Genomic DNA, 16040 nt, shown 5'->3' on the forward strand with positions numbered 1-16040 from the left:
GGGAGGCCTCTCTTCAGGGGGATACGCCAGTGGGGGAAGGTCACCCCTGAAGTGGAGGCCGCCGAACTCGCGGTCGCGTAACAGAAAAGTCGCGCCGTCCGGAGGTTTGCTCAGTGATGCATGTCGCAGGCAGAAAGCGTTATGCCGAGCCCCTCGGTGCAGTCGTCCCCGCGGACGCGGCGCGCGGCACCCGACCCGCTGCCCGGTGGGGAACGGCGTGGCGCGGCAGCGACTCTCAGGACCAGGTCCGGCGCACCAGGAAGGATGCCTGCCCCGCGAAGGTCCGTGTTCCGTCGGAGCCGTCGAGCCAGATGCCTCCGTCACGGTGGCGGAGGACGGAACCGGGATAGTTGTGCGCGTGCAGGGTCACCGAACCCGCGACCGGCCCGGGGCGCGGACAGAAGGTCGCGTCTTCCCGGAACAGCTCACTGCCGTCGTCGGCGCTCAGCCGCAGCCGCAGGTAGGAGTGGCGGAGGTACCGGCCGTCCGCGGCGCGGAAGGTGACGCACCGTGTGTCGGCGAGCCCCGCGACGACCGTGAAGGTGCCACGGTTCCGGGTCTGCGCGCCGCTGGACGCGGAGACCCGGCCGAGCGTCGCGTGGTCGCCGGTGTAGGTGACGAACAGGCCGGGTTCGTCGACGGACTCCAGCGACCGCGCGCCGAGCGGAACGGTGGCCGTGGATGCGGTCGGACTCGCCGGGGACGGTTCGTCCGGCGTCGTGGTGCCCGACGGGGCCGGCGAGGCGGCGCCGGCCGTGGGGGCGGCGATGACGGCGGGCACCCGAGGCGCCGGTTCGGGCCAGGTCGCATAGACGGCGGTTCCGGCAATGAGCGCCGCGCCGGCGGCGAGGCTCACCAGCGGGTGAGCGGTGATCGCCGCGAATTTGCCGGTCAGCGCGACGGGCAGGCCACCTCCCCCCGTCGCGGTGCCGGCGGCGAGGTGCGCCGCGGCCGGTCCGGCGCCGATCACGGCGGTACCCGACAGCAGGCCCTTGGCGGCGAGCGCGGAGATCAGTCCGGCCGGAACGGCCAGCGTCGCGAGGCCGAGCGGGAGCAGTTCGGCCGGAACCCGTTCCGTCGTCCGCCCCGTACAGACCGGGCAGTCACGGGTGTGCCGCGCCATACGCTTGCGCCACACCGATGTGTGCAGGCCGTCCCAGCCGGCGACGGCCTCGTCCAGTCGGGGACAGCGCGGGTCGGCCTCCAGCGCGGCGACGATCGTCCGGCACAGTTCCAGTTGCTCGCGCATGCGTTGCAGGCGTACTCCGACGTGGGCGACCGTGAGCCCCGTCGCGGCGGCGATGTCGTCTCGGCTCAGCGAACCGGCGCATTCCTGCCACCAGAGCGACAGCAGCACCCGGTGATCCGGATCGAGCCACCGGCCGGCTTCGACGACGCGACGGCGCTCGTCCGAGACGTGCAGCCGCAGGATCGCCGTGTCCACGGGCTCCGCGCCGGCGTCCGGTATCCGGTGCGCCTCGTCGATGGCCGCGGTGCGTTCGGCGAAGGCGTGCTTCCGGTGCAGGTGGGTGTTGATCTGGCGGAGCGTGATCGACACGAGCCAGGACCGGAAGCTCTCCGGGGCGCGCACGGCGGGAAGGTCGCGCACCACGCGCAGCAGCGTTTCCTGGACGACGTCATCGACGTCGGCATGGCCGCTCAGCGCTCGGCCCACGATGTTGTAGACCAGCGGCAGGTACGCGGCGATCAGCTCCTCGCGCGCCCCGGCGTCACCGGCCTGCGCCGCGACGACCAGCCCCGCGTGGTCCACGTCGATGAGCCCCATTCCCACCCTCTCCAGGGAAGCGGCCCACCGGCGTACGGCGACCGGCCTCTGCGTCGGCAAAGAATACGACGTGAGACCGGTCCGCCCGCGGGCGTCGCTCCGTGGGCGGCCGGCACGGGCCGGACCGATCAGTGCCGGAACGGTCCGCACGAAGAGGATCTTCCGGCTCGTCGTGGCGGCACCGTACGCGCCGGCCACGGCCGCGCACACCAGGAAGAGCAGCGAAGGCGACGTTGCTTCCGAACGCGGTCCCGGCCCGCGACCATGGCGGGCTCGGGTGACGACCGAGCCCGCCACGTGGTCAACGCTGGAGCGTCAGCAGACCCGGGCGGTAGGCCCACTGGCCGTAGTCACCGCCGGAGTTGGGATCGCGCCCCTGGTAGAGGAACTGCAGGTTGCACGGGTCGATCGTGAAGGTCTGGTCGGCGCCGGCGCGGACCAGCTCGCCGTGGCTGATGTCGTTGGTCCAGGTGGCTCCGCTGTTGGCCTTGCCGGCGAAGGGGTTGCTCTCGGTCGCGGCCTGCGGCGTCCACGAGCCGTTGAGGCTGGTGGCCGTGAACGAGCGGAAGTAGCGGTGCTCGCTCGCGCCCCGGGCCTCGACGATCATGAGGTACTGGTTCTGGTCCTTGACCTTGTAGACCTGGGGGGCCTCGAAGAGGTTCTTCTCCGTGTCGCTCATGATCGTCGTGTACGACGAGCCGAAGCTGCCCGGGAAGTTCCCGATCGGCATGCTCGCCCGGTAGATCCTGCCGTTGTCTCCGGCGAAGAACAGGTACATGTTCGTCCCGTCGCCGATGAGCGTCTGGTCGATGGGACCCGTTCCCGAGCCGGCGATGCTTCCGGAGAAGAGCTCCTGCTCCGCCGACCAGCCGTTCGGGTTGGTGGGGTCGCTCGACGTCCGGTAGGAGAACGCGGTCCTGCCCCACTGGTAGGCGAGCACCCAGATGTTCTTCGGCGCGAAGTAGAAGAGCGTGGGCGCGACGACGGAGTTCGTCATCGTGTTCTGGCCGGTGGAGGCCATCTGCGACCAGTCGGTGAACGAGGTGAAGTTCATCGAGCCCCAGCCCACTCCCGACCCCGTGGTGCCGTGCGTCGTCGCGTAGACGAGGTGCTTGCCGTTGTGGGGGGCGACGGTGAAGTCCTTGAGCGAGGCCCATCCGGCCTTGGGCTGTGCCAGCGCGCCCGTCGACGACCAGCGGTACGTCGAGGGAAGTGCGCAGGTGCCGGGGGTGCCGCCGGCCACCTTGACGAACTGCCACTGCTGGTTGGCGCCGCCCCAGTCGTCGTACTGGACGACGTTCGCGTTGTCGGCGGTGGAGGCACCCTGGACTTCGAGGGCCTTGCCGCTGTGGCGGGCGACGAGCCTGACGTGGCCGTCCGCGCTGTCGGCCAGGCGCCATTGCTGGTTGGTGCCGTTCACGTCGGCCCACTGGACGATCGCGGCGCCGTTGGCGGTGGAACCGCTCTGGACGTCCAGGACCTTGCCCGAGTGGCGGGACTTGACGCGGTAGTAGCCGTCGCCGGAGGCGACGAACTGCCACTGCTGCTGGTTCTGGTCGTTCCTGGTCCACTGGGTGATGCGAGCGCCGTCACCGGTCGCCAGGTTGTAGACGTCCAGGGCCTTGCCGCTGTTGCGGTTGACCAGCACGTACCAGGCGTTGGTGTCGACGGTCGCCGCGGCGGCGGGCGCGGCGGTGAGGAGAGAGGCCCCGAACAGCAGCGACGACAGGACCGCGAGGACGAGACCCAGGACCAGGGGTGGACGGCGAAATCTCATCAGGAGAGCTCCTTCGGGGGGGGAGGTGACTCCGACGAACCGCGCGGCGGCCGCGTCGGGGGGACGGACGGGGACGGGATGGGGACGGGACGGGGTCGGAGACGGCCGCACATGCCGAAGACCGGGGCCCTCCCGCCCTCCAGCCGCGACACCTCGCCGTGATCGAGGTGGGAGAGGCCCCCGGCCGACGCGGATTGTTAGCGCTAACAATATGACGGCAGTCAGCGCGGTCAGGCGTTTCACGGAGTCTCCTCGGGGGTGGAGGTCACGCGGGACAAGGTCAGCCCTTGGTGGCGCCGGCGGTGAGGCCGCCGATCAACTGGCGCTCGGCGACGGCGTAGAAGGCGAGGGCGGGGACCATGGCGAGCACGAGGTAGGCGAGGACCAGCGCGAAGTCGGTCGAGTACTGGCCCTGGAACTGCTGAACGCCGACCGGGATCGTCTGCCATTTCGGGTCGCTGAACACCAGCAGCGGCAGGAAGAAGTTGTTCCAGCTCGCGACGACCGCCAGGACCGAGACCGTACCGAGGGCCGGACGCGCCATCGGCAGCAGGATCTTCCAGAAGAAGCGGAGCTTGCCGCAGCCGTCCATGGTGGCGGCCTCCTCGATCTCCGCCGGGACGGTCCGGAAGAATCCGCGCAGGATCACGATCGTCATGGGAAGCCCGAAAGCCGCCTGCGGGAGGATCACTCCGAGCGGATTGTCGAGCAGACCGAAGGTGCGCAGCATGAGGAAGAGCGGCAGGACGGCCACCGCGAAGGGGAACATCAGCCCGATCGTGAAGAGCGCATAGAACAACTCCCTTCCCCGGAAGGCATAACGGGCCAGCACGAACGCCGCCATCGCGGAGGCCGCGACCGTACAGACCGTCGTGCCTATCGCGATTCCCGCACTGTTGGCGATCTGCCGCCAGAACATTCCCTCGCCGAGAATTCCGGTGTAGTTGCCGGTCTTCCAATGCTCCGGCAGCCCGAACGGATTCGTCGTGAGCTCGCCGGTGCTCTTGAACCCGGAGATCACCGCGTAGAGCAGCGGCACGGCGACGAACGCGGCGATCAGCCAGACCACGGCGTGCAGGGAGAGACCGCGCGCCGCCCGGCGGGCGTTCATCGGCCGCCTCCGGTGGTGACGGCCCCGGTCAGGTCACGACGGAGCACGTAGCGCTGGTAGAAGAGGGAGAAGACCAGGCTGATCATGAACAGCACCACACTGATCGCACTGGCGTAGCCGACCTGGTACCGCTTGAACCCGAACTGGAACATCGCGATCGCCGTCGTCTCGGAGGAGTGGTTGGGTCCGCCCGCGGTCATGACCCAGACGAGGTCGAAGAGCTGGATGGACCCGATGATCGACAGGAAGACGCTGATCCGGACCGTCGGACCGAGCAGCGGCAGCGTCACGTAGCGGAAGCGCTGCCAGGCGCCGGCACCGTCGATGGCGGCGGCCTCGAGGATCTCGGCCGGGATGCTCTGCAGGCCGGCGAGGAAGAGCATCATGTGGAAGCCGAAGTACTTCCAGATCATGACCACGAAGAGGGTCGGCATGACCGTCGAGGGATCGGCGAGCCACTTCCCCTGCAATCCCTCCAGGCCCAGGAGGCCGGCGAGGTGATCGGCCATGCCGGCGCCGGGCAGGAAGATCATCGTGAAGAGGACCGCCGTGACCACCTCGGACAGGACGTACGGCGCGAAGAAGAGCATCCGGTAGACGGCCCGGCCGCGGAGCCTCTGGTTGAGCAGGACCGCGGTGAACAGGGCGAACGGCAGCTGGATCGTGATCGACAGGACGATCAGGTACAGCCCGCGCCCCAGGTCGCCGAGGAAGACCTGGTCGTCGAAGAGCCTGGTGTAGTTCGCGAAGCCGGCGAAGTCGCCCAGGGGGCCGATGCCGCCCCACGTGAAGAAGCCGGTGTAGACGGCGACGACGATCGGGGCGAGGACGAAGACGAGGAAGAGGACGAGGGCCGGGACGAGGAACCAGGCGACCGACAGCCAGTCGCCCCACCCGCGCGGGCGCGACCGGGCCGGGACGGGCGGGTGCGCCGGTACGGCCTCCTCCGTCCGCTCCTTCGTCAGGGCGGACACGGAGCTAGGCACTCTTCGCAGCCTCGGTGATCGACGCGGCGACCTGCTCGGGGGTCTTCTTGCCCGCGATGAGGTCGGCGACGCTGTCGTTGACCTCCTGGCCGACCGCGGGCGGGTAGGCCTGGTCGAGGTAGAGCTGGAAGCCGGTCGCCCTGACCAGGCTCGCGGCGACCACCTTCCTGTCGGCGTCGGTGAGTTGGCTCTCCGCGCCCTTGACCACCGGCAGGTAGCCCTTGGAGGCCAGCAGCTTGGACTCGTTCTCCAGGACGAAGAACTTCAGGAAGTCCAGCGCCTCCTTCGGGGCGCCCTTGCGCAGCGCGAAGCCCCCGCCGCCGCCGAACACCTCGGTGGCCTGCCCGACACCGCCGTCGACCGACGGGAAGGGGAAGAAGCCCAGGTCCGCACCGAGGTCGGCGCCCGCGTCCTTCTGCACCGACGGTGCCCACTGCCCCATCAGCTCCATGGCGGCCTTGCCGTTGCCCATGGTCGCGGCCTGCCCGCCGGGGGTGGCGTAGCCGGCGCCGAGAAAGGCCGTCTGGAACGGCTGGAGGTCGACGAGCTCCTTGAGGTGGGCGCCTGCCTGGACGAAGCCGGCGCCGGTGAAGTCCTTGGTGGTCGCGGCCTTCTGCAGCGCGGGGAGGCCGCCGACGCGCATCGCGAGGTAGGCCCAGTAGTAGTGGCCCGGCCACTTCTCCTTGCCCGCGAGGGCGATCGGGGTGATGCCCGCCGCCTTGAGCTTCCTGACGTCGTCGAGGAACTCGGCCCAGGTGGACGGCGGGGTGGTGATCCCGGCCTTGGCGAAGAGCTTCTTGTTGTACCAGAAGCCGACCATGCCGATGTCGTACGGCACCCCGTAGGTGCGCCCCCCGAACCGGTAGGCCTGCAGCGAGACCGGAGTGAGGTCGGAGGACCAGTCCAGAAGGTCTGTGAGGTCCTCGACCAGCCCCGCGTCGACCTGCTGCTGCAGCACACCGCCGCCCCAGGTCTGGAAGACATCGGGGAGCTTGCCCGAAGAAGTGGTGGCGGTCAGCTTGGACTTGAACGCCTCGTTCTCCAACGATGTCGTGTGGATAGCGACGTTCGGGTGCCTGGTCGTGAACGCCGAGGAGATCTGCGGGAAGAGGGACTTTCCCGGTTCCGTCGTGGCGATGTTCCACCACTCGAACGTCACCTTGCCGTCGGCCGACGGCCCACCGCCCGATGCGCCGGCTCCGCAGGCCGCGGTCATGGAGACGGACAGTGCGGTCAAGCCCGTGAGCGCGAGGAAGTGTCGTCGGCTGGGGAGGGTGCTGGCCATGGGACCTCCGGGGTGGGGAGTGCCGGTTCGTGCCCGAAAATTTTTCGAAATACTCTCGAATTCTGCGCTGCCACAAACTAGGAAGGTGAGACCTCCCGGTCAAGACCTCGCGTCAATTTATCTACGGGCAGCGGCAGTTCGCAGGCTTGACAAGCAGGTCGGGCCCCCCAGAAACTCATCGAAAGTTTGCGATACCTATCGCCGGTCGAAAGCATCCGCGCAGAGGAGAGCAGTTGAGCGAGCAGCGCCCGACCCTGGCCGTCATCGCCGCGGAAGCGGGGGTTTCCCAGGCCACCGTGTCCAAGGTGATCAACGGCCGCTCCGATGTCGCGCCCTCGACACGCGAACGGATCGAGGGCCTGCTGCGGTCCCACAACTACCTCCAGCCCGGTCGCCAGGGCAGGGCACGCAGGTCGGGCCTGGTCGACCTGATCATCGGCGGTCTGGACAGCGCGTGGGCGGTGGAGATCCTGCGCGGCGTCGAGGCCGAGTGCGCCCGACGGGGCGTCGGCACCGTCGTGTCGCTCGTCCCGGCGGGCGAGGCCACGCCGTCCAGCTGGGCCGCGCTGCCGGTCCTGCACCACAGCGACGGCGTCATCCTCGTCACCGCCTCGGTCACCCAGGCCCAACGCGCCCAGGTCGAACGGAGCGGGGTGGCGTTGGTCGTCATCGATCCGATCGACCTGCCGGGCAACGGCGTGCCGAGCATCGGCGCGACCAACTGGGCGGGCGGCCTCGCCGCCACCGAGCACCTGCTGGAAATGGGGCACCGCCGGATCGCCGCGATCGGCGGGCGCAAGGAGATGCTCTGCAGCCAGGCCCGCATCGACGGCTACCGGGCCGCTCTGGAGCGGGCCGGGATCGAGGTCGACCGCGACCTGATCCGGTTCGGCGACTTCCAGCACGAGGGCGGGTTCCGGTGTGCCCAGGAGCTGCTCGCCCTGCCCGAGCCGCCGACGGCCGTCTTCGCCGGGAGCGACCAGCAGGCGATGGGCGTCTACGAGGCCGCCCGGCAGGGCGGACTGAGCATCCCGAGGGACCTCAGTGTGATCGGTTTCGACGACCTGCCGATGTGCGAATGGCTGTCACCTCCGCTGACGACGGTGCGTCAGCCGCTGGAGGAGATGGGCCGGCTCGCCGCCCGCACCCTGTTCCAGCTTCTGGAGGACCAGCCCTTGGTCAGCCCCCGGATGGAGCTCTCGACCGAGCTCAAGGTCCGGCTCTCCACCGCCCCGCCTCGCCCCTAGGAGAACCCCTTGACCGAGCCCTGGCGTGATCCTCTCCTGCCCGCGTCCGTGCGCGTCGCCGATCTGCTGAGTCGGATGACGCTGGAGGAGAAGGCGGGGCAACTCGCCGGCTTCTGGGCGCTACCCTCGAACCCCGGAGCACCCGTCGCACCGATGGAGGACGACTCCGGCGAGCGCGCGCCGGGCCTCGACGACATCGTGGGGTACGGCCTCGGCCAGCTCACCCGGGTGTTCGGAACCGCGCCGATCACCGCGGAAGCCGGGATGGAGCGGCTCGCCTCACTCCAGCGGCAGGTGACCGGGGCCGGCCGGTTCGGTATCCCGGCGATCGCCCACGAGGAGTGCCTGACCGGGTTCATGACGCTCGGGGCCACGGTCTTCCCCGGCCCGCTCGCCTGGGGCGCGTCCTTCGATCCCGGGCTCGTGCGGCGAATGGCCGGGGCCATCGGCGAGGGGATGCGGCGGGTCGGCGTCCACCAGGGGCTGGCCCCGGTGCTCGACGTGGTCCGCGACTACCGGTGGGGCAGGACCGAGGAGTGCATCGGCGAGGACCCCTATCTCGTCGGAGCGATCGGCACCGCCTACGTACAGGGCCTGGAAGGATCCGGCGTCGTGGCGACGCTCAAGCACTTCGCCGGGTACTCGGCCTCGCGCGGCGGCCGGAACATGGCCCCCGTCGCCTCGGGGCCCCGCGAGTTCGCCGACGTGCTGGTCGAGCCCTTCGTACGGGCGCTGCGCGAGGGAGGCGCCCGGTCCGTGATGAACAGCTACACCGACGTGGACGGCGTCCCGGTCGCCGCCGACGCACGCCTGCTGACCGGACTGCTCAGGGACGAGCTCGGTTTCGGCGGTGTCGTCGTCGCCGACTACTACTCCGTCTCCTTCCTGGAGACCCGGCACGGCGTCACCGGGTCTCGCGGCGCGGCCGGCGCGCTGGCCTTGACCGCCGGAATCGACGTCGAGCTGCCCACCGCCCGCTGCTACGGCGAGCCGCTGACCGCACTCGTACGGTCGGGAGACGTTCCCGGGGAGCTCGTCGACCGGGCAGCGGAGCGGGTCCTGCTGCAGAAGGCCGAACTCGGCCTGCTCGACCCCGACTGGGAACCCGTCAAGCCCGAGCCGGTCGACCTCGACCCGCCGGAGAACCGGGCACTGGCCAGGCTCCTGGCCGAACGGTCCACCGTGCTGCTCGCCAACGACGGCATCCTGCCGCTGCGCCCGTGCCGGGTCGCGGTCAGCGGGCCCTACGCCGACGACCCCCACTCGTTCCTCGGCTGCTACTCCTTCCCCAACCACGTGGCGCTGCCCGGCGACCCCGGGCTGGAGATCCCGACGCTCGGCGAGGCGCTCACCACCGCCGGGTTCACGGTCACCGCGGAGGATCCGGAGGTGAACGTGCTCGTCCTCGGCGACCGGGCCGGCATGTTCGGCCGGGGCACCTCGGGAGAGGGCTGTGACGCCGAGACCCTCGACCTGCCCGGCGACCAGGCCGCACTCGCCTCCGCCGTGCTGGACTCCGGGGTGCCGACCGTCCTGGTCCTCGTCTCCGGACGCCCCTACGCGCTCGGGTCGCTGGCGGAGCGCGCGGCGGCCGTCGTCCAGGCCTTCTTCCCCGGCGAAGAGGGCGGGACGGCGCTGGCCCGCATCATCAGCGGGGCCGCGGAACCATCCGGACGGCTCCCCGTCTCCATCCCCCGCCAGGTCGGCGGACAGCCCGGTACCTACCTGCACTCCGCGCTGGGCGGCCGCACCGACTGGAGCTCGGTGGACCCGACTCCGCTGTTCCCCTTCGGGCACGGGCTGAGCTGGACCAGCTTCACCTGCTCGGACCTCTCGGTGGACCCCGTCGCACCGACGGACGGAGCCGTCTCCGTCGCGGTCACCGTACGCAACGTCGGCGAGGTGGCCGGGACCGAGGTGGTCCAGCTGTACCTCTCGGACCCCGAGGCGTCCGTCGTCCGGCCGCGGCGGTGGCTCGCCGGATTCGCCAGGGTCGAGCTGCGTCCGGGCGAGGCCGCCCGGATCACCTTCTCCGTCCACGCCGACCGGACCTCCTTCACCGGAGTCGACCTGCGCAGGAGGGTGGAGCCCGGAGAGATCGGCGTGGCCGTCGGGCGGTCCAGCGGCGATCTACCGCTCCAGGGGTCCTTCACCCTGCACGGCCCCGTACGTCACCCGGCGGCCGACCGGGTGCTGTCCGTGCCGGTCGAGATCGTCCCGGTGCCATGAGCACGACCTTCGGTGATCCCGTGCTGCCCGGGTTCCGGCCCGATCCTTCGATCTGCCGGGTGGGGGCGGACTACTACCTGGTGACGTCCAGCTTCGAGTGGTTCCCGGGGCTCCCCGTGTTCCACAGCCGCGATCTCGTGAACTGGCGACGTCTCGGCTCCGCGCTGGACCGACCGTCCCAGCTCGACCTCGACGGGTGCGAGCCTTCACGCGGCCTGTTCGCGCCGACGATCCGGCACCATGACGGGCTCTTCCACCTCGTCTGCACGCTGATGGACGGCCCCGGACATTTCGTCGTCACGGCGGCCGACCCGGCCGGGCCGTGGTCGGAGCCGTACTGGCTGGAGGGAGAGGGCTTCGACCCGTCGCTGTTCTTCGACGACGGGCCGGACGGTGACGGCCGGGCCTGGTTCACCGCCGCCCGCGTCCTGGACGAGGTCGCGGGCCGCACCGAGATCTGGATGCGGGAGTACCTTCCCGGTGAACGACGGCTCACAGGGCCCGAGTACGTCCTGTGGTCGGGAAGCCGGGCGGGCGCCCGCTGGTCGGAGGCCCCACACCTCTACAGGATCGACGGTAGCTGTCTCCTACTCACGGCGGAGGGCGGTACCGACGTGGACCACAGCGTGGTGGCCGCTCGCGCCGCCCAGGTGACCGGCCCGTACCGGGGCACCCCCGGCAACCCGGTCCTCCCTCCCGTCCGGAAGGGCCCCGTCACCTGCACCGGGCACGCCGACCTCGTGCAGACCCCGGACGGCGAGTGGCGGGCCCTCCTCCTGGGCGTCCGCCCGGGGTCCGCCATCGGCCGCGAGACCTTCCTCAGCGGGGTCACCTGGAGCGACGGCCGGCCGGTCTTCTCCCCCGTCGGCCACACCAGCCCCCTCCACCCCCTCCACGACGACTTCGCCACCCTCTCCGCGGACTGGAGCACCCTGCGCACCCCTCGCGCGCCGTTCTGGACCACCGGTGACGGGCTCCGCCTCCAGCTCCGCCCCGAACGCCTCGGCGACCGGGCCGTCCCGTCCCTCCTGGTCCGCCCGCAGGAACAGCCCGACTGCGACGTGTCCACCGAACTGCACTTCGCTCCCTCGGCACCGGGCGAACAGGCCGGCCTCGCCGTCGTCCTCGACGACGAGGCCCACCTTCTCCTCCTTCGCACCGAAGAGGGGCTCGTCCTCCGTCACGGGCCCGAGGTCCTGGCCGGTGTTCCCGTCCCCCCGGGTCCCGTTCGCCTGGGGGTCCGGGTCCGGGGCTTCCAACACACCTTCGCCCACGCGGCGCCCGACGGTGCCTGGCAGGACCTGGCCACCGTCGAAGCCACCTTTCTCAGGCCGCTCTTCACCAGCGTCCAGCTCGGCCTCTACGCCACCTCCCACGGCCACCCGTCCGCGAACCACGCCCACTTCACGTGGTTCGACATCTCGTACCCACGCCGGTCCTCCGGGGCGACGGACATCGACGACCCGGAAATGTGAACCGAAGCACACACTCGCTCATCAACGAATCAGTCCCTGTCGAAATACTTTCGACAGGGACTGATTCGTCAGTGCGCTCCCGCATTCCTTGAAGGATGTTTTCGAGCCGTCTCACATGCGCCATTCACAGCCTCCATTCCCGAAACATCTTCGAAACACTTGACATGTTCCTGCAGGGTTTCCAGACTGAATTCCGAGGACGCCGCAGCCCCCATACCTGCATGTCGCGGCATCGGCTCGCATCATGGCGCCCTTTTGGTCCGCGCCTTTTTCCCCGCACGCGGACATCACCCTCGCGGAATCCTTCCGCCGCGCTCGCATCCATCCGTGATTTCCGTACAGGAGGTCCAGTCATGCGTTCACATGCCATTCCCCCGTCCATCGTCCGCCGGAAAACAGGTGGCCTCTGCGCAGCGCTGATCGTCGGCGTCCTCGCTTCCGCCACCGTGCTGGTGGCACCGCCGACCTCACACGCCGCCGAGAGCACGCTCGGCAGCGCGGCGGCGCAGAGCGGCCGGTACTTCGGCACCGCCATCGCCTCGGGCAGGCTCGGCGACTCGACGTACACGACGATCGCGAACCGCGAGTTCACCTCGGTCACCGCCGAGAACGAGATGAAGATCGACGCCACCGAACCCCAGCAGGGCCGGTTCGACTTCACCGCCGGCGACCGCGTCTACAACTGGGCGGTGCAGAACGGCAAGCAGGTACGCGGGCACACCCTGGCCTGGCACTCCCAGCAGCCCGCCTGGATGCAGAACCTCGGCGGCAGCGCCCTGCGCCAGGCCATGACCAACCACATCAACGGCGTGATGGCCCACTACAAGGGCAAGATCGGCCAGTGGGACGTCGTGAACGAGGCATTCGCCGACGGCACCTCGGGAGCCCGGCGCGACTCCAACCTGCAGCGCACCGGCAACGACTGGATCGAGGTCGCCTTCCGCACGGCACGCGCCGCCGACCCGGCCGCCAAGCTCTGCTACAACGACTACAACGTCGAGAACTGGACCTGGGCCAAGACCCAGGCCGTGTACGCCATGGTCAAGGACTTCAAGCAGCGCGGCGTGCCCGTCGACTGCGTCGGCTTCCAGTCGCACTTCAACAACGACAGCCCCTACAACAGCAACTTCCGCACCACACTCCAGAACTTCGCCGCCCTCGGCGTCGACGTGGCCGTCACCGAGCTCGACATCCAGGGCGCCTCGGGCACGACCTACGCCAACGTGACCAACGACTGCCTTGCCGTCCCGCGCTGCCTCGGCATCACCGTCTGGGGTGTCCGCGACACCGACTCCTGGCGAGCCGAGCACACGCCGCTGCTCTTCAACGGCGACGGCAGCAAGAAGCCCGCCTTCTCCTCCGTCCTCAACGCGCTCAACTCCGTCTCCCCCAACCCCACTCCGACCCCCTCCCCCGGCTCCGGACCGATCAGGGGAGTCGCCTCGGGCCGCTGCCTGGACGTGCCCGGTGCCGTCACCACCGACGGCACCCAGGTCCAGCTGTGGGACTGCAACAACCGCACCAACCAGCAGTGGACCCTCACCGCCGCGGGTGAGATCAGGGTCTACGGCGACAAGTGCCTGGACGCCGCCGGCACCGGTAACGGCGCCAAGGTGCAGATCTACAGCTGCTGGGGTGCCGACAACCAGAAGTGGCGCCTCAACTCCGACGGTTCCATCGTCGGCGTCCAGTCCGGCCTCTGCCTCGACGCCGCTGCCAACGGCACCGCCAACGGCACGCCGATCCAGCTCTACTCCTGCTGGAACAGCGGCAACCAGCGCTGGGCCCGCACCTGACCGCTGCGGCACACCATGGAGGGGGGCCAGGACGATCCTGGCTCCCCTCGGTGCGATCAGGCGGAGGAAGGGTTGCCGTAGTAGGCGTCCGGGCCGTGCTTGCGTGTGAAGTGGCGGTCCAGGAGGTGCTGCGGAGGCTCGACCGTGCCCAGGGCGATGGTGTGGAGCGCCATCTCGGCCACCGCCTCGCAGATGATGGCGTGCTCCAGGGACGCGGTGGCGTCGGCGCCCCAGGTGAAGGGGCCGTGGTGGGCGACCAGGGCACCGGGGACCTCGCGGGCCCGGTTTTCGTCACGGCCCAGCAGGTCCACGATGACCTGGCCGGTGTTGTACTCGTAGCCCGTGGCGCACTGCTGGGGGGTGAGGGTCGCGGTGACGGGGACGGGACCGTTGAAGGTGTCCGCGTGGGTCGTGCCGAGCACCGGTATCGGACGCCGGGCCTGGGCGAAGGCGACGGCGTGGGTGGAGTGCGTGTGGGTCACGCCTCCGATGGAGGGGAAGGCCAGGTAGAGGCTCCGGTGCGTCTCCGTGTCGGTGGACGGTCGCAGGTGGCCCTCCACGACGCTTCCGTCGGACAGGGAGACGACGACCAGGTCCTCCTCGCTCAGCACGTCGTAGGCCACGCCCGAGGGCTTGATGACGAAGACGCCGGCTTGTCGGTCCACGCCGCTCACGTTGCCCCAGGTGAGGGTGGCCAGACCGGCCCGGGGGATGCGGAGGTTGGCCTCCCACACCTCCCGGCGCAGTTCCTTGGAGACGGCGGTGGTCACGGAGGGCTCCGTCCTCGTGGGGGTGGATGGGGTGGCGGGGGTGCTCACAGGCTCTGGGCCAGACGGTGGTACGCCTGGTTCCAGCGCAGCTCGCGCGTGAAGCGCCGGACCGTGGTGTCCTCGTCGATGACGGCGAGTTCGGTCCGCAGCATCTCGGCGAGGTCGTCGAGCTCCTCGCCGCCGAGGGCGGTGGTGAGCACGGTGTGGTGCGGTGCTCCGGCCGTCAGCCAGGCCTCGGTGGACGTGCGCAGGTCGGGGCGGGGGCGCCAGACGGCCCGGGCCACGGGGAGCTTCGGCATCGGCTCGGGCGGGGCGACGACGTCGACGTGGTTGGCGACGAGGCGGAATCGGTCGCCCATGTCGGCGAGACCGACGACGACGGCCGGTCCCGGGTCCGCGTCGAAGACGAGTCGGACCGGGTCCTCGCGTCCGCCGATCCCGAGCGCGTGGATCTCGCAGCTCGGCGTGGCCGTCGTCAGGGAGGGGCAGACCTCCAGCATGTGGGCGCCGAGGATGAGTTCCCGGCCTGGTGTGAGGTCGTAGGTGTAGTCCTCCATGAAGGAGGTGCCGCCGGGCAGGCCGTGGGCCATCGCCTTCAGCGCGCGCAGCAGTGTGGAGGTCTTCCAGTCTCCTTCGCCGCCGAAACCGTAGCCGTGCGCCATCAGGCGCTGCACGGCGAGGCCGGGCAGCTGGCGCAGGCCGCCGAGGTCCTCGAAGTTGGTGGTGAAGGCGCGGAACCCGCCTTCCGTGAGGAAGGTGCGCAGACCGGCTTCGACGCGGGCGGCGTAGCGCAGGGATTCGTGGCGCTCGCCGCCGGGGCGCAGCTCGGGCGTGAGGGCGTAGAGATCCTGGTACTCCTTGACGAGGGCGGTGACGGTGTCCTCGTCGGTGGCGTCGACCACGGCGACGAGGTCGTTGACGCCGTAGGTGTTGACCGAGACCCCGAACCGCAGCTGCGCCTCGACCTTGTCGCCCTCGGTGACGGCGACGTCGCGCATGTTGTCGCCGAACCTGGCGAGCTTGAGGGTGGTGAGTTCGGAGCGGCCGACGGCGGCGCGGGCCCAACCGGCGATGCGGTCGACGACCTCGGGGGTGGAGACGTGGCCCGCCACGGTTTTGCGCGGGACACCGAGGCGGGTCTGCACGAAGCCGAACTCGCGGTCGCCGTGGGCGGCCTGGTTCAGGTTCATGAAGTCCATGTCGATGGTGGACCAGGGCAGTTGGCGGTTGGCCTGGGTGTGCAGGTGGAGCAGGGGCTTGCTCAGGGCGTCAAGGCCGGCGATCCACATCTTGGCCGGGGAGAAGGTGTGCATCCAGGCGATGAGGCCGATGCAGCGGTCGTCGGCGTTGGCCTCCAGGCAGATCGCGCGGATGGCGGCCGCGTCGGTGAGGACCGGCTTCCACACCACGCGGACGGTCATCCGGGGCTGCCTGTCGAGGGTGTCGCAGATGGCGCGGGACTGGTCGGCGACCTGGGCCAGGGTCTCGTCGCCGTAGAGGGCCTGGCTTCCGGTGAGAAACCAGATCTCGCGGTCGGGCTGGGCGAGCGTCATGTCGGGTGTGCTCCTCGGAGGTGCG

11 protein-coding genes are annotated in these 16040 nt (G+C 70.1%); 4 read left to right on the top strand and 7 right to left on the bottom strand.

The genetic code is table 11. The annotated features are described in order from the left end of the window. Nucleotides 1–235: 235 nt before the first annotated feature. The 5 genes from ACIRQF_RS05175 to ACIRQF_RS05195 form a co-directional block, all read right to left on the bottom strand. Nucleotides 236–1786 carry a sigma-70 family RNA polymerase sigma factor gene (locus ACIRQF_RS05175; RefSeq protein WP_404088968.1) on the bottom strand — a complete coding sequence of 517 codons (1551 nt, stop codon included), beginning with the start codon at nt 1784–1786 and terminating at the stop codon, nt 236–238. Between the two features lie 301 nt (nt 1787–2087). Then, nucleotides 2088–3563, bottom strand: coding sequence for a non-reducing end alpha-L-arabinofuranosidase family hydrolase (locus tag ACIRQF_RS05180; protein ID WP_404088970.1), 1476 nt, complete (start codon nt 3561–3563; stop codon nt 2088–2090). Between the two features lie 280 nt (nt 3564–3843). Beyond that, complete coding sequence (locus ACIRQF_RS05185; RefSeq protein WP_404088972.1) at nt 3844–4674, bottom strand: carbohydrate ABC transporter permease; 831 nt, start codon at nt 4672–4674, stop codon at nt 3844–3846. Then, a complete protein-coding gene (locus tag ACIRQF_RS05190; protein WP_404089537.1) occupies nt 4671–5555 on the bottom strand; it encodes a carbohydrate ABC transporter permease in 885 nt (294 codons plus the stop codon). The genes ACIRQF_RS05185 and ACIRQF_RS05190 overlap by 4 nt, the downstream gene beginning before the upstream one ends. A 97-nt stretch (nt 5556–5652) precedes the next feature. Then, nucleotides 5653–6945: an extracellular solute-binding protein gene (locus ACIRQF_RS05195; protein ID WP_404088974.1), complete on the bottom strand. Its 1293-nt coding sequence runs from the start codon at nt 6943–6945 to the stop codon at nt 5653–5655. A 233-nt stretch (nt 6946–7178) separates the two neighbouring features. On the opposite strand from ACIRQF_RS05195, the gene ACIRQF_RS05200 reads away from it, so the two are divergent. The 4 genes from ACIRQF_RS05200 to ACIRQF_RS05215 all read left to right on the top strand — a co-directional run bounded on the left by ACIRQF_RS05200 (nt 7179) and on the right by ACIRQF_RS05215 (nt 13692). Next, nucleotides 7179–8192 carry a LacI family DNA-binding transcriptional regulator gene (locus ACIRQF_RS05200; protein WP_404088976.1) on the top strand — a complete coding sequence of 338 codons (1014 nt, stop codon included), beginning with the start codon at nt 7179–7181 and terminating at the stop codon, nt 8190–8192. Between the two features lie 9 nt (nt 8193–8201). Next, on the top strand, nt 8202–10421 hold the full coding sequence (locus tag ACIRQF_RS05205) for a glycoside hydrolase family 3 N-terminal domain-containing protein (protein ID WP_404088978.1): 2220 nt from the start codon (nt 8202–8204) through the stop codon (nt 10419–10421). Further along, on the top strand, nt 10418–11896 hold the full coding sequence (locus tag ACIRQF_RS05210) for a glycoside hydrolase family 43 protein (protein WP_404088980.1): 1479 nt from the start codon (nt 10418–10420) through the stop codon (nt 11894–11896). Before ACIRQF_RS05205 ends, ACIRQF_RS05210 begins: the two co-directional genes overlap by 4 nt. A gap of 353 nt (nt 11897–12249) precedes the next feature. Further along, nucleotides 12250–13692: an endo-1,4-beta-xylanase gene (locus ACIRQF_RS05215; protein ID WP_404088982.1), complete on the top strand. Its 1443-nt coding sequence runs from the start codon at nt 12250–12252 to the stop codon at nt 13690–13692. 56 nt (nt 13693–13748) lie between these two features. Here the strand turns inward: ACIRQF_RS05215 and araD are convergent, their stop codons facing one another. Both araD and araA read right to left on the bottom strand, forming a co-directional pair. After that, entirely contained in the window at nt 13749–14462 is a 714-nt protein-coding gene (gene araD, locus ACIRQF_RS05220; RefSeq protein WP_404088984.1) for an L-ribulose-5-phosphate 4-epimerase AraD, read from the bottom strand. Nucleotides 14463–14506: 44 nt separating this feature from the next. Continuing rightward, a complete protein-coding gene (gene araA, locus ACIRQF_RS05225; protein ID WP_404088986.1) occupies nt 14507–16015 on the bottom strand; it encodes an L-arabinose isomerase in 1509 nt (502 codons plus the stop codon). Nucleotides 16016–16040 lie beyond the last annotated feature (25 nt).

This window comes from Streptomyces sp. NPDC101191, from assembly GCF_044767915.1.
Taxonomy (GTDB): Bacteria; Actinomycetota; Actinomycetes; order Streptomycetales; family Streptomycetaceae; genus Streptomyces.